This window comes from Natrinema gari JCM 14663 (assembly GCF_000337175.1).
GTDB lineage: Archaea > Halobacteriota > Halobacteria > Halobacteriales > Natrialbaceae > Natrinema > Natrinema gari.
In genome coordinates this window covers 19,689-36,966 of sequence record NZ_AOIJ01000031.1, presented here as the reverse complement: position 1 = coordinate 36,966, position 17,278 = coordinate 19,689, and the positions used below count along the sequence as shown (strand labels likewise).

At 58.7% G+C, this 17,278-nt stretch carries 19 protein-coding genes and 3 pseudogenes; 10 read left to right on the top strand and 12 right to left on the bottom strand.

The window, feature by feature from the left end; translation table 11 throughout:
* Positions 1 to 82: 82 nt before the first annotated feature.
* Positions 83 to 784, bottom strand: a complete 702-nt coding sequence (locus C486_RS20740; RefSeq protein ID WP_152419103.1) for a hypothetical protein — start codon at positions 782 to 784, stop codon at positions 83 to 85.
* A gap of 430 nt (positions 785 to 1,214) precedes the next feature.
* Here C486_RS20740 and C486_RS22130 point away from each other — a divergent pair, with 430 nt between their 5' ends.
* The 5 genes from C486_RS22130 (at position 1,215) to C486_RS02085 (ending at position 3,366) form a co-directional block, all read left to right on the top strand.
* A complete protein-coding gene (locus tag C486_RS22130; protein ID WP_083865985.1) occupies positions 1,215 to 1,520 on the top strand; it encodes a DUF7558 family protein in 306 nt (101 codons plus the stop codon).
* Positions 1,521 to 1,612: 92 nt separating this feature from the next.
* The gene (locus tag C486_RS02100) at positions 1,613 to 1,915 is read left to right on the top strand and encodes a hypothetical protein (RefSeq protein WP_008452507.1); all 303 of its coding nucleotides are present in this window, start codon (positions 1,613 to 1,615) and stop codon (positions 1,913 to 1,915) included.
* Positions 1,916 to 2,428, top strand: a complete 513-nt coding sequence (locus C486_RS02095; protein ID WP_049910045.1) for a hypothetical protein — start codon at positions 1,916 to 1,918, stop codon at positions 2,426 to 2,428. It abuts the gene before it with no gap.
* Positions 2,429 to 2,611: 183 nt separating this feature from the next.
* Positions 2,612 to 2,905, top strand: a complete 294-nt coding sequence (locus tag C486_RS02090; protein WP_008452505.1) for a PadR family transcriptional regulator — start codon at positions 2,612 to 2,614, stop codon at positions 2,903 to 2,905.
* Positions 2,906 to 3,093: 188 nt separating this feature from the next.
* A complete protein-coding gene (locus tag C486_RS02085) occupies positions 3,094 to 3,366 on the top strand; it encodes a PadR family transcriptional regulator (RefSeq protein WP_008452503.1) in 273 nt (90 codons plus the stop codon).
* A gap of 385 nt (positions 3,367 to 3,751) precedes the next feature.
* Here the strand turns inward: C486_RS02085 and C486_RS02080 are convergent, their stop codons facing one another.
* The 3 genes and pseudogenes from C486_RS02080 to C486_RS19845 all read right to left on the bottom strand — a co-directional run bounded on the left by C486_RS02080 (position 3,752) and on the right by C486_RS19845 (position 5,786).
* The gene (locus C486_RS02080; RefSeq protein ID WP_008452501.1) at positions 3,752 to 4,048 is read right to left on the bottom strand and encodes a hypothetical protein; all 297 of its coding nucleotides are present in this window, start codon (positions 4,046 to 4,048) and stop codon (positions 3,752 to 3,754) included.
* A gap of 147 nt (positions 4,049 to 4,195) precedes the next feature.
* A pseudogene (locus tag C486_RS19850) lies at positions 4,196 to 5,118 on the bottom strand (IS5 family transposase).
* A 140-nt stretch (positions 5,119 to 5,258) separates the two neighbouring features.
* Complete coding sequence (locus C486_RS19845; protein ID WP_014864335.1) at positions 5,259 to 5,786, bottom strand: hypothetical protein; 528 nt, start codon at positions 5,784 to 5,786, stop codon at positions 5,259 to 5,261.
* Between the two features lie 576 nt (positions 5,787 to 6,362).
* Between C486_RS19845 and C486_RS22910 the strand changes: the two genes are divergently transcribed.
* Positions 6,363 to 6,500, top strand: a complete 138-nt coding sequence (locus C486_RS22910; protein ID WP_014864337.1) for a DUF7563 family protein — start codon at positions 6,363 to 6,365, stop codon at positions 6,498 to 6,500.
* A gap of 85 nt (positions 6,501 to 6,585) precedes the next feature.
* Positions 6,586 to 6,807, top strand: a pseudogene (locus C486_RS22125) (hypothetical protein); the annotation flags it as partial.
* A gap of 153 nt (positions 6,808 to 6,960) precedes the next feature.
* On the opposite strand, the gene C486_RS02065 reads toward C486_RS22125, so the two are convergent.
* Entirely contained in the window at positions 6,961 to 7,239 is a 279-nt protein-coding gene (locus C486_RS02065; protein WP_008452495.1) for a hypothetical protein, read from the bottom strand.
* An 11-nt stretch (positions 7,240 to 7,250) separates the two neighbouring features.
* Positions 7,251 to 7,484: a winged helix-turn-helix domain-containing protein gene (locus tag C486_RS02060; protein ID WP_008452493.1), complete on the bottom strand. Its 234-nt coding sequence runs from the start codon at positions 7,482 to 7,484 to the stop codon at positions 7,251 to 7,253.
* A gap of 339 nt (positions 7,485 to 7,823) precedes the next feature.
* Between C486_RS02060 and C486_RS02055 the strand changes: the two genes are divergently transcribed.
* The 3 genes and pseudogenes from C486_RS02055 to C486_RS02050 all read left to right on the top strand — a co-directional run bounded on the left by C486_RS02055 (position 7,824) and on the right by C486_RS02050 (position 8,938).
* Positions 7,824 to 8,318: a hypothetical protein gene (locus C486_RS02055; protein ID WP_008452491.1), complete on the top strand. Its 495-nt coding sequence runs from the start codon at positions 7,824 to 7,826 to the stop codon at positions 8,316 to 8,318.
* Positions 8,261 to 8,422 (top strand): annotated as a pseudogene (locus C486_RS19830) (IS6 family transposase); the annotation flags it as partial. The gene C486_RS02055 and the pseudogene C486_RS19830, both read left to right, overlap by 58 nt.
* A gap of 66 nt (positions 8,423 to 8,488) precedes the next feature.
* Positions 8,489 to 8,938 (top strand): universal stress protein, encoded by a 450-nt coding sequence (locus C486_RS02050; RefSeq protein ID WP_187290115.1) that lies wholly within the window; start codon positions 8,489 to 8,491, stop codon positions 8,936 to 8,938.
* Between the two features lie 8 nt (positions 8,939 to 8,946).
* Here the strand turns inward: C486_RS02050 and C486_RS02045 are convergent, their stop codons facing one another.
* The 6 genes from C486_RS02045 to C486_RS02020 all read right to left on the bottom strand — a co-directional run bounded on the left by C486_RS02045 (position 8,947) and on the right by C486_RS02020 (position 17,227).
* Positions 8,947 to 10,335, bottom strand: coding sequence for a hemolysin family protein (locus C486_RS02045; protein ID WP_008452487.1), 1,389 nt, complete (start codon positions 10,333 to 10,335; stop codon positions 8,947 to 8,949).
* 4 nt (positions 10,336 to 10,339) lie between these two features.
* Entirely contained in the window at positions 10,340 to 12,442 is a 2,103-nt protein-coding gene (locus C486_RS02040) for a dipeptide ABC transporter ATP-binding protein (RefSeq protein WP_008452485.1), read from the bottom strand.
* Complete coding sequence (locus C486_RS02035) at positions 12,439 to 13,359, bottom strand: ABC transporter permease (RefSeq protein WP_008452484.1); 921 nt, start codon at positions 13,357 to 13,359, stop codon at positions 12,439 to 12,441. Before C486_RS02035 ends, C486_RS02040 begins: the two co-directional genes overlap by 4 nt.
* Complete coding sequence (locus tag C486_RS02030) at positions 13,356 to 14,351, bottom strand: ABC transporter permease (RefSeq protein WP_008452482.1); 996 nt, start codon at positions 14,349 to 14,351, stop codon at positions 13,356 to 13,358. Before C486_RS02030 ends, C486_RS02035 begins: the two co-directional genes overlap by 4 nt.
* Positions 14,352 to 14,550: 199 nt before the next feature.
* A complete protein-coding gene (locus C486_RS02025) occupies positions 14,551 to 16,392 on the bottom strand; it encodes an ABC transporter substrate-binding protein (protein WP_193787465.1) in 1,842 nt (613 codons plus the stop codon).
* 184 nt (positions 16,393 to 16,576) lie between these two features.
* Positions 16,577 to 17,227 carry a helix-turn-helix domain-containing protein gene (locus tag C486_RS02020; protein WP_008452479.1) on the bottom strand — a complete coding sequence of 217 codons (651 nt, stop codon included), beginning with the start codon at positions 17,225 to 17,227 and terminating at the stop codon, positions 16,577 to 16,579.
* Positions 17,228 to 17,278 lie beyond the last annotated feature (51 nt).

Below are 17,278 nucleotides of genomic sequence, written 5' to 3'. Positions count from 1 at the left end.
TTGCGACGCTCGTGCTTGGTTTCTTTCTCGAGTGGGTCGCTATCTTGGGTGTCATTCATGCTATTCCTTCGAAAGCCGTCTGTCATGGCTCCCACTCGAGTCCAAAATATTCGGAGACGTCTTTTGTCGAATGTTCAAACAGTCCGTCATTTATACCTTGATCAACGGCAAGGAAGACAGCGGCATCGGCTAACTGTTCAACTCGATAGGCTGGCGCTGAGAGGAATTGATCGACACCCATTCGTTTGACAATTTCGGGAGGAACAATTTGGAACCAGTAGATACCCGGCATTTCGCCAGCCAGAAGCTGGTCACGGCTTATATGACGCGTATGATCTGGATCGCCAACGCTATCACATTCACCAAAATTCAGTCCATAGACATAGACTGGTTCACAGCTGATTTCAACCAGTTTCTCGTAGAAATCGGCAAGGAACGAATAGACCTCATTGAAACGAGAGACAGCTTCGTCTTCGCTTTCGTTTTCTAGTCTATGAACCATGTGATCCTGAATTCGGATCATAATATTCGGCAGACCGACAGCTGGTTCCATCTTATCATTAAACATCATGCTGAATAGATTACCGCCATGATCTATTCTAAAATAGCCTAAATCTCCCTTAATCTCACCTATATATTCATCAATGTCATGTGACTCTGGCTGGTCCAGACCTTTTGAACCCAATTGAACGCTATATGTTGCATCAAGGTGCGAGAATAATTGTTCGAGTTCTTCGCTTGACCACGATTTCTCAAACGTATAATAGACTAGGTATGAGTCCATCGTTACTCATCAATATATTGCGACTATAGTAATAAAGTAGTTATGGTGAAATAATAGGGGAGGTTACAGTAATCAGTTAGCGTGGAATATCCAGCCCTGTCGATATCGGTGGAATGTGTCACTGAGTGACGGCGCGTATCCACGGCCTGAGGGCCGTGGNAGTAATCAGTTAGCGTGGAATATCCAGCCCTGTCGATATCGGTGGAATGTGTCACTGAGTGACGGCGCGTATCCACGGCCTGAGGGCCGTGGTATTGTACCTGTTCATCGTATAACGGTTCAACCAGACCCGTGATCGAACATTAGGATAGTTATCAGCAATGAGCGTTATGACCCGTGATTTGATATCATTAATTAGTGCTCCTTCTTGGAACCACGTTGCATCATGGTTGCAATCTTATTTTGATATCCAGTAGCAGATTCAACTACAATTGATGTATACTTATCTGAATTATACGAGCTGTCTAATTCTGTATTCACTTGGAGGAAAGACGAGCGAGTCAGTCGCCTGATCTGTGTCGATTGTGCTATCCAGATACGGCCAGGTCCGGATAAGAGAAATCACCACGCCTGCGACGGCTGTGGGCTCGTCGTCGACGCGCTTGCAGCCCTCACGCGATTCCGCGTCGAACTCGGCCATCTCGAGGGAGCGCTACAGCTGTGTGCGCGATGTAGTCCCGGTGGGCCAGCTACCTACTGGACATGTGATCTCGAGAAGCATATCGTATCTGACTGACGATCGGTCGACCGATCGTCGACGTGAGGGAAGCGTAGCTCACATTGTACACACAATAAATGCTAAGTGGGCTGGCTCACAATGTACACATAATGAGTAGCGACAAAAAGCGCGTTCAGTTCCGGGCGCCCCACCGGCTTATCGACCGGACCGACGCCCTCGCAGATGTCCTCGGGGAAGACCGGACGGATGTCCTCGTGACTGCGCTGCGAGAGTACCTCCAAGAGGCGGCCCATGATGACGCGCTCACGCAGGAAATCGCGGCTGCCTACTACGACGACGAGATTTCCTTCGAGCAACTCAAAGCACTCGTCGGTGCCGAAGAGGCGGCGAACCTCCGAGTGTTGAAACAGCAGCTGGACGAGGACTTCATCGACGAGGTCGCCGACGCATAAATGTCGACGCTCATCGCTGACGCCTCTGCCCTCGTGAGTCTTGGGGTCGTTGCTGACGACGATCCCGATCCACTCGAACTCTGTCTGTCCTGCTACGAGGTCATCGTCCCAACAGTGGTCATTGAGGAACTCCGAGAGATCGCCTCCTATGATGATGTACACGGTCGGGCTTCAACGACCGTCCTCGACCGAACTGGGACGTTTGAGGCACGATCGGTCGACCTCGATGCCGAATTTCCGCTTGATGACGGCGAAAACGCTGCTGTCACCCTCGCGAATGACCTCGACGCCACACTGTCGCTCTGTGATGAGTTCACCCAACTCGGTCTGGTCCACGCCTCGCTCGCCGATACGCGGCTCGTCACAACGCCGACGCTGCTCTCGGTACTCGTTCGCACCGAACAGCTGTCAGCTGCCGATGCTCGCGCTATTCTCGACGAGATCAGCGATGCCCGCAGCTGGGATGCAAACAGCTACGTGCAACGGGTCAGGTCATTGCTTGAGGAACCCTAACACCGCGCTGTCGCCCATCGGTTCTCAGTCACCGCCCTGAATACCCGTCCGTACCTGGGCCCCTGTTCGGCGCAGACCGTGTATAAGTCTGTCTCGTCGTTCTCATATTTTCAACATATAAGAAAATTCTAAGGTATCACTTGGTCTCGGAACCTTCATTACTCAATATACCCGCATTCGAATATGTACGATCTCACTGCATTTCAGCGTGATATCTTGTATGTGATCGCCGGCCGGGACGAGCCACATGGTCTCGCGATCAAAGACGAACTCGAGGGGTACTACGAGAACGAAATCAACCACGGACGCCTGTATCCCAACCTCGATGATGTCGTCGACAAAGGACTCGTCGAGAAAGGTGAGGCCGACAAACGAACGAACTACTACACGATCACAGCGCGTGGTCAACGCGAACTTGAGGCCCGGCGTGAGTGTGAGGCTCAGTACGTCGGTGAGCTACTCTCGAATTCGGAGTGAGACGATTGCGACCGCTGAGCGTGCGTGGTAGGGCAGACCCCGTTGAGTGTCGTTTCATCATGACCACAGCTCAGGTGCCCGTGGAAGGGAGAAGAACCGGCTAGTGGTATAAGATCTGACTAGTTGGATCTGCTTACATCTACGTACGGATAGAATAACAAATATCATCTCACCTGAATGGCTGGGCCATGGACGACCTCACAGGATTCCAACGAGACCTGCTATACGTGATCGTGGGCGCTGACCAGCCATCTGGACAGGACGTCAAAGACGAGATCGAGCAGTACTACAGTTCAGAGATCAATCATGGTCGGCTGTATCCCAATCTCGATACGGTCGTGAACAAGGATCTTGTCGAGAAAGGACAACTCGATAGGCGCACAAACTACTACGCGATCACAGACGAGGGAGAGCAAGCGATCGAGGATCGCCGTGAGTGGGTAGTACAGTACATCGACTAATCGAGATCAGAAGCGATCTCGATTCTTGCTTTGCTCCCCGAATCGGTAAGTACAGGCCAAGCAGTTACCGAAGTGGCTATCGATCTATCCGAACTATGTTAAAAACCGCCTGCTGAATAGAGAGCATGGATGCAGCATGGCGAGCGCGTTCTATTCGCCAGAGTACGACTGAAGCGGCTGTTCGCTGAAAAGGTTAGATGTAGTCCCCCTCAAATTTCTAAATAAGCGCTGTACGTGCAGCGGTGTACTCACAGACTGGCGGAACTCTGTCAGAAACCGTGGGGCTGATACGGTAGATTCACCCCGTGAATTGTCAGCAGTCGTAGCGGAACCTCCTCAAGAACACATTCGGTTGGTAGCAGTGAGTTCGAATCGATCACCGCGCTCAGTTGATGAGGAGTTCGGGTGTAACGATCATAATTACGAACATGCTCACCAGCACGACGAGTGTCGTGAGTCGCAAGACGCCGGCTGCCCGTCGTCGAGGTTTCGGCAGGGACTCGGCAATGCCGGAGAGGGCCATCCCGGCGATCAGAAACAGTCCAGCATAGAATGGTGTCGCCCCTTCTACAATGACGTAGTACCCCTGCTGCCCGGCCAGCAGAAGTGCGCCACAGAGGTAGACCAGTGCAAGACCTCTGGAGGGGTCGCCGAACACGGTTTTATCGATGATGGAGGGCATCGAGCGTGTCGTCTCCCGCGACGTTCAAATGTTGCGGGGGTTCACGCACCCGCCGCTGAGACGAGTATGGTTTGATCGTGAAACAGTGCTGATGACGCTGACCGATACGCGCTGTGGGCCTTGTTTAGACGCGTAAGATCAGTGGTGTTAGGGCCTCACAGCTTGCTCGATGTTTCTGACGGCGGCCTTTAGGACGAGTTCTCTGAACTGGCCAAACCACGTTCTAGCCCGCAACGTCTCGCCGACCCGATGTTTCAGTGCGAAGAAAACCGCTTCGACAATCGACCGACGGTGATAGACGTTCTCGTCGTGGCGAGCGTTGTGTGCTTTGTCGAGTGCGTAGAACTCTCGATGTTTGATCACCGGGCAGATTCCAGTATCCCTGAGTTCGTGCCGGAGCGCGTCCCAGTCGTAGCTTTTGTCGGCGGTAATTGTGGCGAGCTGGGTGAGGTTTCTCGTGAGTACCTGTCGTCCAATTTGTGTATCGTGCGGCTGTTTCATCGGGCAATGAATGTCGAGGATGACACTGGTATCGCAATCGACGAGCGCTGTCGTCTTGATATCGTCAAAGTTGTAGCCAACGCGAAGAACGTAGTGACGGCTGGCTTGATGGCGTTTGAAGCCGGTTGCGTCGATCGCCTGAACGTCGCCGAGCTCGTGCAGCGAGACAGACAGCCGCAGCAATACCCGCCAGATCCGCATTGTGAGATCCTGTTTCCGTGTACAGCCAGTTGTGAAATCCAGTAAGCTGATCCACCACANCAGCCGCAGCAATACCCGCCAGATCCGCATTGTGAGATCCTGTTTCCGTGTACAGCCAGTTGTGAAATCCAGTAAGCTGATCCACCACAAGGTCGAGTTTCGCGGCGATTCTGGGCATCTCGTGCAGAATATCGAGCAACCGGCGGTAGGGCTGGTTCAGGTACTCTCGAAGGCAGTGAATGGAGACAATCTCCCAGTCAGCATAGCCGCCGTTACCTTTCCTGACCGCCGGTGCTGGGTCGCCAGTGACAGCGTTCTGGAGACAAATCGACACATCGGTCGGTAAACCGGGAGAGTTGAGATGGCATACTCGCCGCTTCCCCACTCACCTCCACATAATCCCGGTCAAGACGGCAACTGAGCAGCGTCTAAACATGGCCCGCGCTCTGTATTCAGCACGAGTACTCCACTTAACCTCGAAACGACAATCGGTCAGTGCAGGCGGAGATTATTGGGGGCCTCTGCCTACGATCGTGACTGTATCTGTCCCGGCCAATCCATGGGCGCCCTCCTCGGTTCGCTCCCACTCGAGTCGGCCCTCGGACTCATCACCGTCGAACCTGGTTTCGTCTGTCGGGAAGTGAAGCACGAGATCGTCTTGCCCGTCTCCGTCTACGTCTTCAATATGGCCGCCGTGTGCCGGGCGTGCGCCGCCCCCCTCTGCGACGACGTCAGGGGCTCCAAACCGATACCTGACAGCCTCACTCGTCGGATCGAACTCGTCCGTCTGTAGGACAGCGACCGGAATGGTCCCATGGCTGTTCGGGTTAATCGGGTTCTTCTCACTTCCTGGCTTGATATCGACCTCGAGACCAGTGGGGAAGTGTGCGGCGACTTGTCCGCTGAGTGCTGTAATGCCTACGGCAGTTGTTGCCAAGCCAGCACCCGCCCGCAGAACACTTCGACGGGCGATCGACACGTCGTCTGAACGGTCATCTCTTTGTTGTGTGAAATCATTGTTTGGTGATGGTTTCATACTTCCATTTAGCAATTCATAAGATGCTAAGTATTCGTTCTGGTTCAGTTTTCGAACCTCTCTCGCAACTTTCACCGATTGACATATCTTCTAGAGAGAAATTCGATAGGATAAAAAAGAGGATGGCATTTGCTGAACTCATCCTCTATATTCAGCAGGTTGTTTCTGACGCCGATCCGAGAGGTAGGTAGCTGCTCCGGTAACGCTTTCACCTGTACTTACCGCGAGTTTCACAAAGAACCCTGCTACTGTCTACTGATCGAGCGGTTTCTGTGCCCCACAAGTGGGGTGAGGGGCAGTTGGAGTTGCTCATTGCCCCTCGTGAACATCATGACTCTCAGAGAGATCTACCAGATAACGTTCGACGAAGACATCCAGCCCGACTCAAGAACCGGTTCGTGTCCCGAGTGCAACGAGCGGGTTGCCACCAACGCAGTCAAAACCCGTTGTGAAGACTGTGGACACTTTATTGAAGCGCAGAAAAGAGTCAATCACATTTAGAGTGGATGGTATTGGGGAAGATCACACAAGCATTAGAACAAGATATTTATTGGAGTGCCAACATTGGTTTGGATAATGCCAGAATGTGATGGCTGTGGCTCTCACGTCACCGAGAACTATTTCCGGGTTTTCTCTGTTGATGGTGATTTGCCAGCGTGCATCCACTGTGCCAGCAACCGTGAAGCTCGAGAAGCAGGACTCCGCCAGCAATAGCGTCTCAGTGATCTCATTTTCAGATCTTCTCTATTGAACTGGACCTGCACCGAGCTGTGGGACAATACAACCCATTACCCAATCAATGACTGATCGAGATTCTGACTTTGAAGAGCTCCGTCCGACCGGCGAAGCCTCTCATATCCCATCTGGAGGACTCAGCGAGTGCGTTGACCGTGAACCTGATCGACAGCGAATCGCGATGGCGACGACTGGATATCCAGAGACACCAACGGAAACGGATACCGAGTGTCGGTCTTGTGGCGCACCGATCCCAGCGGACCCGACCAAATGCCTGTTCTGTCTTATCAGTTGTTGTAACCTGCTTCCCCTTACTCAGGTATTCGCCAGTCTCCTCGGCGCGGCGAAAATTGAAGTAAAACGCTCGTAGAGCCGGATTCCGCGATCCACAGTTGGCGAGGAAGTCCTCCTTGATCACGCGGAAGTCCGTCTCGATGCCTCACCGACGCCGGTACGCCTCACCCAACCGCTTGCGTGATTGGCTGACGGTGAGCGCGTTCGAGCGAATCCGCTCCCACAGCGGCGGGATGACGTTCTCCGCGGGGTTGCGGGCCGGAAGTTCCGTGTAGCCCCACGGATCGTCCCTCGGGTTGTCTGTCAACTCATCGCGGGCGTCTTTGTAGTCTCGGCTGAGTTCGGCCTTCTCCCGCCAACGCTTGTCGATTCGCTCTTTGGTCTCGGGGTCTCGGTCGGTGTCTTCGTCCTTCTCCTTCGCCATGTCGCTCTCGGTTAATCCTCTTCGGCCGACCAGACCAGAGAATTCCCGACTTTCTTTTTCGAGACTTGCCCCTCATCAAGAAGCCGCCGAAGGCGATAGTCCGCACTCTGCCGGGCGATGCCGAGCTCGTCAGCCACTTCTTTTGTTCCTGCGGGCTCGTATTCCCGCACTGCGTTGAGTACGTCCTCATCGGTGTGTTCGGGCACAAATTGCCCGCCTTCGTTCCTTTCCCGGTCTTCGCCCATTGCTCTCTAAGTCGGAAGCATTCCCTTTCAGCCTTCTGCCTCCAAGCAGGAGGCCAAACCTTTATCACCATATGCTATATAGCAGAAGGTACGGAGGAAGCCCGGCCTCGTGGGGCGTGACGGTCGAAGGAACGCCCGCCTGCTGGAACAGGCGGGCCGAGTTCCCCAAGGCGATTGAAGAACCCATGTCAATGAAGACATCCGCCGGGTTTCAGATTTCGGCACGGCGATCGAACCGACCGATGAAGACACCTGCGACGAGTGCGCGAAGCTTGACGAAGGCTTCCCGTGCGCCGACTGCTACATCTCCGGTGATGCAGAACTCTCGGGTGACTACCGATGACCCGCGAGGATGTCGATCCCGAGAAGACCGAATCCCTCGCTCGTGACCGGCTCGTTGAAGCACTCCGCCACCCCGGCGAGTCCACTCGCAGTGATGCCGCCCAACTCGCCGAACTGACCGCGTCCATTAAAGGCGCGCTACGGCGCGGCGAAACGCCCGAGAAACGCGACATCGAGGAAGCCCGGTTCTACACGGAACAGGTTGAAGAGTGGCTTGATGAGGTGACCGCACTATTCAGCTGGAACCCATGGGACACAGGCGCAAGATGGGGCGAACTCACCGACGAACAGCAGGCCGAGATCGAGGAGCACGACCGCCAGCACGAAGTCGGACACGTCGAACTCGACGATGGCGAAACCCAACTCGTCCGTCTCACCTTCGACCTCTGGCAACTCACTGTGTCGGTGGACTTCCACATCGACCAAGCAGAGGATTTCGATACGAAAAACATGGAAATCGGAACGCTGCTGAACGTATCTTTCAAGAGCTAAAACGTCGTACCTCTTCGTTTTCAAACTGCTTTAGTCACGCAAAACCGTCAACAGTAGAATCGTGGCTTCAGGCCTTCGCTGTCTGGCACAATGCGACAAACTAAACACGACCCCCTCCCCCCCCTCTATTTGGCCGAGGGTTTACAATATGTGGTTCCAAACGCAACTGTATGTCGATACTTGCCGCGGTGGATGCGACGACCGAACGCGATCCCGTCCTCGAGACGGGGTACGAACTGGCTTCAGCGTACGAAACAACACTTTTCGTCCTCCATGTCGTTTCACAGGACGCTTTCGAGTCCCGCAAGGAGACGGTCGAGCGTGTCTCTGATCTCCAGGGGTACAGCAAGTCACAGCGCGCCGATGCAGCGGCCACTGTGGCGAACGAAGTCGCCATGCAGACGCTCGAGGACATCGATCACGAATCGGTTTCGACACTCGGCCGCGTCGGTGATCCAGTCGCGTCGATCGTCGACGCCGCGGCAGAACACGACGCCGAGTACATCGTCGTTGGCGGCCGGAAGCGATCCCCGACCGGAAAGGCTCTGTTCGGCAGCACGACCCAGTCCGTACTGCTCGAGGCCGACCGGCCGGTCGTGGCGGTCATGTCGAACGACTAGCGGTCGAATCACGAACTCGAGGCGGCCACGGACGATTCTTCGGACGGTGAAGGGGAAGGTTCGACGATCCGCACGCGCTTGAGACGCGTGTTATCGACGCGCTCGACCGTCAACTCGACGCCGTCGTATTCGAACGTCTCGCCGGGTTCGACCAGACGGCCGGCGCGGTTGAACACGAAGCCGGCGATCGTCTCGAACTCCTCGCCTTCGGGAAGCTCGACGCCGATAACGTCGTTGACGTCTTCGATGTTCACTTCGCCATCGACTCGAATCGTCCGCTGGTCGATCGTCTCAATGGGTTCTTCCTCCTGGGTGTCCAGTGTCTCGCCGACGACCGCCTCGACGATATCCTCGGTCGTGACGATCCCTTCTGTCGTGCCGAACTCGTCAATGACGACGACCTGGCCGACGCGCTCGTGGCGCATCTCCCGGAACAGTTCGTCGACCTGTTTACTCTCCGGGACGTGCAGCGTCTCCTCGATGTGGGCCTCGAGCGAGCCGTCTCCTGCGGGATCGCCGTTCCGATAACTTCGGACGAGATCACTCAGTTCGACAACGCCGACGACGGTATCGAGGCCGCCCTCGTAGACCGGGAGGCGGGTGTGGCCGCTTTCGACGCACTTCGCGACGGCATCGTCAACCGTCGCCGTTCGGGGGACGGCCGTTACGTCCAGCCGTGGAGTCATCACCTCCTTGGCGATGGTGTCGTTGAACCGGAACACGCGCTGGAGCATCTCGCGTTCGTCGGCCTCGATGATCCCTTCGTTCTCGCCGGTTCGAATCAGTTCACGGATCTCGTCGCGGGTCACGTACGACGACTCGACGGCGGTGTCGCCGCCGGTCAGGCGATTGACCAGCCTGGTTAACCGATCGAAGGTCACGACCAGCGGATACAGCACGCACTTCGAGAGTCGGAGCGGGCCAGCGACTGCAAGCGCCCACGACTCCGTGTTCTCGATGGCGTACGATTTCGGTGCGCTCTCGCCGAACAGCAACACGACGGCCGTCACCCCGAACGTGGCGGCCAGCACCGCCTCGCCCTGTCCGACGTACATCGCGAGCAGCCCCGTCGCGATCGACGACATCGCGATGTTGACGAGATTGTTGCCAACGAGGATCGTCACCAGCAGCCGGTGGGGGTCGTCTTTCAGTGCCTGAACCGTCTCAGCACCGGACACGCCGTCTTCGACGAGTGCCTCGATGCGGTGGTGGGCCAGCGAGAACATCGCGATCTCCGCCGAAGAGAAAAACCCCGACAGGATCAGCAACACCAAGAGCGTCCCGATCCCGACGGCGGCCACGAGGCTCGTCGGGACATCGACACCGACGACAGCTGCGAGCGGCGTCGGATAGACCGCGTCGACGATTGACAGCGTCGTCGTCTCGAGGCCGGCCATGGAATCAGTCACCTATCGAGTCGGCGTTTATCGACGAGGCCCCGTCACTGTCCGTCGCGGACGTGTCTACCGTCGTCGGATCGTCATCGCCCTCCGGGAAGTAACACGCCGCTTGGTGGCGCTCGTCGCCCGTCTCGTCGATAGCTGGCTCGGACTCCCAGCACGACTCCTGTGCTTTCGGACAGCGGGGAGCGAACGCACAGCCCGAGGGGAGATCGACCGGGTCCGGCGGCTCGCCCTCGAGCAGGACGCGCGTCCGATCGGCCGTTGGGTCCTTCTCAGGGGCAGCCGATAGCAGCGACGCCGTGTAGGGATGGCTCGGCTGGGTCGCAATATGGTTGACGTCGCCCTCCTCGATGACCCGACCGAGGTACATAACAGCCAGGCGGTCGGAGACCTGGACCAGGCTCGCGAGGTCGTGTGAGATGTAGACGATTCCGATGTCCTCGGTGTCGGCCAGTCCCCGCAGCAGGTTCAGCAGGTTGACCTTCAGGGAGACGTCGAGCATCGACGCCGGCTCGTCACAGATCAGGAAGTCCGGATCGAGCACGAGCGCCTTGGCGACCGCCACGCGCTGGCGCTGGCCGCCGGAGAGTTCGTGAGGGTACTGATCGAGGTACTCCTCGGCGGGGGTCAGCCCCACTTTCTCTAACGTCTCGACGATTGCCTGCTCTTTCTCGTCGGTGCGGTAATCGTGGATCGTCAGCGGCTCGCCGACCAGCTTGCGGACGGTCTGGCGCGGGTTCAGCGAGTCGAACGGGTCCTGGAAGATGATCTGCATCTTCCGGCGGAACTCCCGTTGATTGCCGTCCTGATAGTACTCGTAGGGTTCCCCGTCGAACACCAACTCGCCGCCGGTCGGCTCCTCGAGTAAGGCCATGGTCTCGCCAAGCGTCGACTTCCCGCAACCACTCTCGCCGGCAACACCGAGAACCTCCGAGCGACGCACCGACAGCGAGATGCCGTCAACAGCCTTCACGTGATCGGGGTCCTCGCCGCGGACCTTGCTCAGCAGCGACTGACTCTGCTCGTAGTGTTTCTCGAGGGCGTCCGTTTCGAGGATGACTTCGCCGCGGTCGGACTCAGAGTCCCCGTCGTCGGGGATGTCCCACGTCTCCGGGTCGTCGGCCGCCTGCCGCATCTGTGCGGACTCCTTGACGCGGTGGCAGGCCGATCGGTGATTCCGGTTGGGGAGCTCGACCGGGTCAGGATGGGACTCCCCGCACTCGTCGGTAGCGAACGGACACCGGTCCTGAAACACGCAGGATGTTGGCTCGCCGTTCAGGTTCGGCGGCGAGCCCGGGATCGCGACGGGGTCTTCATCCTCCTCGTCGATTTCCGGGAAGGAGTTCTTCAGTCCCATCGTGTAGGGGTTGGTCGGATTGACCAACACGTTGTCGACGCTGCCCTGTTCCATCACTTTTCCGCCGTAGAGGATCGACAGCTCATCGCAGGTCTCGGCGATGACGCCGATCTCGTGGGTAATCAACAGCAACGAACTGTCCATCCGCTCTTGGATCTCGAGGATCTTGTCGATGATCTTGTCCTGGACGATGACATCCAGCCCGGTCGTCGGCTCGTCGGCGATGATGAGATCCGGCTCGAGGGCAAGCGCCATCGCGATGGTGACCCGCTGGCGCATCCCGCCGGAGAACTCGTGGGGGTAGTCGTCGACCCGGTTGGGGTCGAGGCCGACGATCTCGAACAGCTCGCGGACGCGCTCGCATGCTTTCGTGTCCGTGACGTTGCGGTGGGTGTGGATCGCCTGTGCGATCTGATCGCCGGTCGACATCACGGGATCAAGCGAGTCCATCGCGCTTTGGGGGATGTAGGCGATGTCCTCCCAGAGAACGTCCCGACGCTCGGCCGCCGAGAGGGACGTGAGGTCTTTGCCGTCGAATTCGATCGTCCCGCGCTCGACGGTGCCGTTACCGGGGAGTAGGCCCAACAGCGCCTCCGCGACGGTGGACTTTCCGGAGCCGGACTCGCCGGCGAGGCCGTAGTTGACGCCCTCGTCGATGGTAAAGGAGACATCGTTAACGGCGTGGACTGGGTCGTCGTCGGTTTGGTACGTGACTTTCAGGTTGTCGACTTCGAGTAACGTCATTGGTCTGTCTGGATTTCGGGGTTGATGACTTCCTCGTAGGCGCGGCCGATGAGGAACACCGAGGTGGTTATCGCAGCGATACCGACGGCGGGCGGCAACACCCACCACCACGCGACGCGCATGTTCCCGGAGGCAAACACCTGCCGGAGCATCCGTCCCCAGCTGGTCATCGTTGGGTCGCCGAAGCCGAGGAACGCGAGGCTCGCTTGCGCGGCGATCGCCCACGCGACACCGTAGGCAGTATAGAGGAAGCCGATCGGCAACACGTTCGGTGCGACGTGGTATAGCATCGTCCGCAGGTCGCTCGCGCCGCTGGCGCGGGCGGACTTGACGAACGTTCGTTCGCGAACTGACAGCACCTCCGAGCGGACGACGCGTGCTGGCATCTTCCAGAGGAAGGCAGCGATGATCGCCGTGATCAGCCAAATATTGGGCGTCATGAAGGTCAGTAACAGCAACGCCATCGGCATGAACGGCAGCGAGAACGTCAGGTCGGTCAGGCGCATCAACAGCTCGTCGACCCAGCCGCCGTAGTACCCGCTGACGACGCCGACAGTAAAGCCGAGAGCACCCGTTCCCAGCCCGCCGAACAGGCCGACGATTAGCGTCGGCCGCGCGCCGGCGAGGAACTGGCTCAGCACGTCCTTGCCGTACGACGTCGTCCCGAAGAACGCCTCCGCACTCGGGGCCGTCAGCCGAAAGACGGAGCCGTCGCCGCCGCGGACGGTATGTTCGATCGGGTCATGAGGAGCCAGAAATGGCCCGAACAGCCCGAGGAACACGAACGCCGCGACGACGAGCATCCCGCCAAACGCCAGGCGATCCTGACGCAGGAACGCAAACTGGTCACAAACGGTCGTCCACACGGCGTCGACGCGTTTGTATACCTCCGCTTCTCGCTCCGTCCCAGTACTCATGCGGACCCACCCCCGCTGGCCGAGACCGTCGGATCGAAGTACGCATAGAGAACGTCCGCGGCGAGGTTCGCGAGGATGACCGCAAGCGCCATGATGAAGACTGCGGCTTGCACCAGCGGATAGTCCTGCTGCTGGATCGCCAATACCAACTCGCGGCCGATCCCTGGCCAGCTAAAGACCACCTCGAGCAGGATCAGGCCCTGGAAGATCATCCCCAGTCGCAGCGTGAAGTACGTCAGGATGGGCAGCATCGAGTTCCGGCCCGCACGGGCCAGTTGCTCCATCTCGGTGAGCCCCTTCGCGCGGTGGAGTTTGAGGAACTCGGAGCCGCGCTTCTCGACAACGCCGTTGCGGGCCAGCAACAGGAAGTCACCGCTGTAGTAGAGGACGGCGACGGCAAACGGCAGGAGGTAGTGATGCAGGAAATCCAGCGAGGCGAATGTCTCTATGTAGCCGTCCGGCGTCGCCCGGATCGATCGCATCCCAAGTGCCGGGGCGAGCTCTAAGTTGTACGCGAAGACGATGATGAAGAAAATCGCCGTGATGAAGACTGGCGTCGAGCGCAGCAGCGTCGTCGAGACGATGCTAAATTTCTCGAGGCGGCTCCCCCGGTTCCAGCCGGCGTACATGCCAAGCAGCGAGCTCAGGATCGCCGTCGTCACCAGCGCCGGCACCAGCAGGATCAGCGAGTTGATCAGGCGTGGCTCGAGGACGGCCCAGACCGGCTGACTCCGCAGGATGGAGTAGCCAAACTGGAAGGTCAGCAGGCTCGTGAGATAGTTGACGTACTGTCTCCACATCGGTTCATCGAGGCCGTACATCGCTCGGATCTCGGTGATCTGCTCCTGATTGAGATTGCCCGAGGTGACGAGCGCCTCGAAGGGACTTCCCGGCAGGAGTCGCAGGACGACGAAGATGACCGAGACGGCGACCAGCGTCAACAGGACGGAGATCGCCAGTCGCTTGAGCAGGAACCGCTGGAACTTCGTCATCGGTCTCCCTCCGCCGGTGTGACTGCGGTCTCGTTTATCGTCCGCATTGTGCCCGCGTCGATCGCGTCGCAGCCGCTGGCTGTCATACGCTCGCCACGAGCGGTGGCACGGTCAGGGCCTCTGTTCGCCTCGGTTCGAATCCGATCCCGCGCGAGCCGCGGGCGTCTGTCGGCTGTGTGGGTCATCGGTGGTCGTACGGTCATGAGAAATCCGGTTGGTCAAGTTCCGAGCGTCGTTTGTGGGTGTTCTCGGGTTGAATGCGCTCGACGAATGCTCCCCAGGCCTCGCCGTTCGGGAAGCGCAGGTTGTCGTCGCCGTCCCAGGTGTAGCCCGCTCGCTCGAGGATGATCCGTGCGTCCTCGATGTCGATCTCGTATGCGGTCGTCTCGGGGTTGTGCCACTGCGTGAGCGGCGAGATCGGGTTCTCGCCGGACGGCACCGTCGCTTCACCCTGTAGGAAATCATCGACAAACCTCTGCGAATCGACTGCTTTTGCCAGTGCGACGCGGAATTCCTTGTCACGGACGAGCGGACAGGAGAACATGAGTTTCCCGTCCAGCGGCGCGTAGCTCCCGGCAGACATTTGCTCGATGCCGTCGGTGTTGGCCGCGCGTTCGGCCTGCAGCGTCGAGAGGGTCGTCCCGATGGCGTCGATCGCGCCGTTTTGAAGCGAGCCGATCAGCGCGTCGACGTTGCTCACGTTGATCCAGATGACGCGATCAATGCCGGGACCGCGCTCGGCTTGCTCGCCCAGCGCCTCGGCCCGCCAGTCGTCGTCGAACATCCAGTGGCCGTCGTTGCGCGACGCCGAGAATCGCGTCCCCTGTTCCCAGTTTTCGAACTCGAAGGGGCCGGTGCCGACCGGGGCGTCCGGGTTGTGCTGGGATGGGTTGTCCACGTCCTCCCACCGGTGTTTCGGGATAATGACGCTGCGGACGACCCGCTGGGTCATAAACGAGGCGTCCGGATTCGTCAGGTTGAACCGCACCTCGTGATCGCCAAGCACCTCGACGGACTCGATCGGCTCGTAGAACGGCACCTGACTCGAGGAGGTGTATTCCTGGTAGAGTTCGACGGTGAACTTCACGTCCTCGGCCGTAAACGGCTCGCCATCGTGCCAGTCGACGCCCTCACGTAACTCGAGCTCGACGGTCGTGTCGTCGACAAAGCCACCGCCGGTCGCCAGCGCGGGGACGACGTCGAGGTCAGGCGTCGCATCGAAAAGGCCGTCGTAGATGAACGTGAGGCGCTTTGCCTCCGCGCCGCCAGCGGCCCACGGCAGGTTCAGCGAGTTCATCGACGTCGTGACACCCTTGACGTAGGTGCGGTTGTCCGTCTTCGGCTGGAGGTTGACTTCGGTCCAGACGAACGAGTCCATTGTCGGACCGTTGCCCGGCGTCTCCACGTAGCCGGACCACCGCTCCCTGTTGACTGCCGTCACGATGTTGGGAAACAGCGTGATCAACGCGCCGACGTCTTCAGCGAAGATCTCCTGTGCCTGTGCGACGAGGTCTTCACGCTCGGCTCGATCGGTCGTCTGGGCCTGTTCGGTGAGTAATTCCTGTAGCTCGGGGTGGTAGTAGTTGTCGTAGTTCGAGAGCGAGCCCGCGGTTCGGCGCATCAACAGCGGGTTCGGATCGAGTCCCCGCTGGGGATCGGGCCCGTGCGTGCTCATCGAGATTACTGCCTCGAGCCCCTTCGTCGCCCAGCTCTGGGCGTAGAGCTGGTTCAGCGGCCGGTCATTGAGCGTGACGGCGATTCCCAGGTCGTTCAATCCGCGTCTGACCATCAACGCGTGCTCGCGCATCCACGGATCGTCCTCGCTCGAGAACTCGACGGGCAACCGATCGAGCACCGCACCCGCGGTCGCGCTGTAATCGAGTGGCGGCGAGTCGGCATCGATGGTCTCCCACTCGCGCCAGTACTGCGTTTCGACTGTCTCCGGAACCCCATCGGGTACGTCCGGCTCGAGGCTCTGTCCGCGGCTCCCGCTACAACCCGCGAGCGCGCTCGTCCCGAGCGCCGCGGCGGCCGTGGCGATGTAGCTGCGCCGTGTGAGTCGGCCACGTCCCCCGGTGGCCGGTCTGTCATGATCTTCTGTCAGTGTCATCTACCCCCACGTTGTAACCTTACTAGGTTCGATTTACTCCCTATGAGCGACGATAGCTATCATTCTTTAAGTAGGGACAGATGTATTGGCCGATTTCGGCTCGGATCGAGCCGGGTCAGTCTCGCGGCCCGTAGATGAGTTCCAGCAGCGTGCGCTCTGCAGTTCGAAGTCGCTCGCTCACCGTCGACTGTGCGATGTCGAGTTCGTCGGCAAGGTCCGTCGCCGACGTCTCGCGAGGGATGTCGAAGTAGCCTTCGTTGTATGCCGTCTCAAGGACTGCCAGTTGGTCGTCGGTCAGCTTCGAGACGAGGACTTCGGTCAGCCGGCCGCTGTCGAGCGGTTCGCCCGGTTCCTCGTTTTGTGTCACCGACAGGAGTTCGAACTCGCCGAGCGTGTCTTTGACCTCGTCGGCCATCGCGCGGAACTGTTCCCAGTCGCGTGCGGTCACGACGACCTCGAAGACGCCGTTCTGGAGGACGATACGGTTCGGGATCGTCTCCTGGCGCAACACCAGACTCAGGATGAACGGATACGACTCGGTTGCCAGTATCGTGAGCCGTCGGATCTCGAGGTCGTCGGACGCGGTCGGGATCTCGCTGCTGTAGAAGAGCGACACACCGGAGATGTCCGCAAGGACGGCTTCGGGGTCGAACGCGGCGCTCGAGGCGACGGTCAGCGACTCGATCCACGTGCCGTCCTCGACGTAGAACGCGTTGTCGAGTTCGATACTTCGGACGTCGTCCAGTTCCCGGCGGAGCTTGGCCATGACACCCGTCGGCACGGTCGTAAACTCGACACGGAGAATCAGTAACTCACC

Excerpts from the sequence above, each read along its gene's own strand:
- C486_RS20740 (WP_152419103.1), bottom strand. The coding sequence starts at position 784 with ATGGACTCATACCTAGTCTATTATACGTTTGAGAAATCGTGGTCAAGC.
- C486_RS02100 (WP_008452507.1), top strand. The coding sequence starts at position 1,613 with ATGAGTAGCGACAAAAAGCGCGTTCAGTTCCGGGCGCCCCACCGGCTT.
- C486_RS02095 (WP_049910045.1), top strand. The coding sequence starts at position 1,916 with ATGTCGACGCTCATCGCTGACGCCTCTGCCCTCGTGAGTCTTGGGGTC.
- C486_RS02090 (WP_008452505.1), top strand. The coding sequence starts at position 2,612 with ATGTACGATCTCACTGCATTTCAGCGTGATATCTTGTATGTGATCGCC.
- C486_RS02085 (WP_008452503.1), top strand. The coding sequence starts at position 3,094 with ATGGACGACCTCACAGGATTCCAACGAGACCTGCTATACGTGATCGTG.
- C486_RS02080 (WP_008452501.1), bottom strand. The coding sequence starts at position 4,048 with ATGCCCTCCATCATCGATAAAACCGTGTTCGGCGACCCCTCCAGAGGT.
- C486_RS19845 (WP_014864335.1), bottom strand. The coding sequence starts at position 5,786 with ATGAAACCATCACCAAACAATGATTTCACACAACAAAGAGATGACCGT.
- C486_RS22910 (WP_014864337.1), top strand. The coding sequence starts at position 6,363 with ATGCCAGAATGTGATGGCTGTGGCTCTCACGTCACCGAGAACTATTTC.
- C486_RS02065 (WP_008452495.1), bottom strand. The coding sequence starts at position 7,239 with ATGGCGAAGGAGAAGGACGAAGACACCGACCGAGACCCCGAGACCAAA.
- C486_RS02060 (WP_008452493.1), bottom strand. The coding sequence starts at position 7,484 with ATGGGCGAAGACCGGGAAAGGAACGAAGGCGGGCAATTTGTGCCCGAA.
- C486_RS02055 (WP_008452491.1), top strand. The coding sequence starts at position 7,824 with ATGACCCGCGAGGATGTCGATCCCGAGAAGACCGAATCCCTCGCTCGT.
- C486_RS02050 (WP_187290115.1), top strand. The coding sequence starts at position 8,489 with ATGTCGATACTTGCCGCGGTGGATGCGACGACCGAACGCGATCCCGTC.
- C486_RS02045 (WP_008452487.1), bottom strand. The coding sequence starts at position 10,335 with ATGGCCGGCCTCGAGACGACGACGCTGTCAATCGTCGACGCGGTCTAT.
- C486_RS02040 (WP_008452485.1), bottom strand. The coding sequence starts at position 12,442 with ATGACGTTACTCGAAGTCGACAACCTGAAAGTCACGTACCAAACCGAC.
- C486_RS02035 (WP_008452484.1), bottom strand. The coding sequence starts at position 13,359 with ATGAGTACTGGGACGGAGCGAGAAGCGGAGGTATACAAACGCGTCGAC.
- C486_RS02030 (WP_008452482.1), bottom strand. The coding sequence starts at position 14,351 with ATGACGAAGTTCCAGCGGTTCCTGCTCAAGCGACTGGCGATCTCCGTC.
- C486_RS02020 (WP_008452479.1), bottom strand. The coding sequence starts at position 17,227 with ATGGCCAAGCTCCGCCGGGAACTGGACGACGTCCGAAGTATCGAACTC.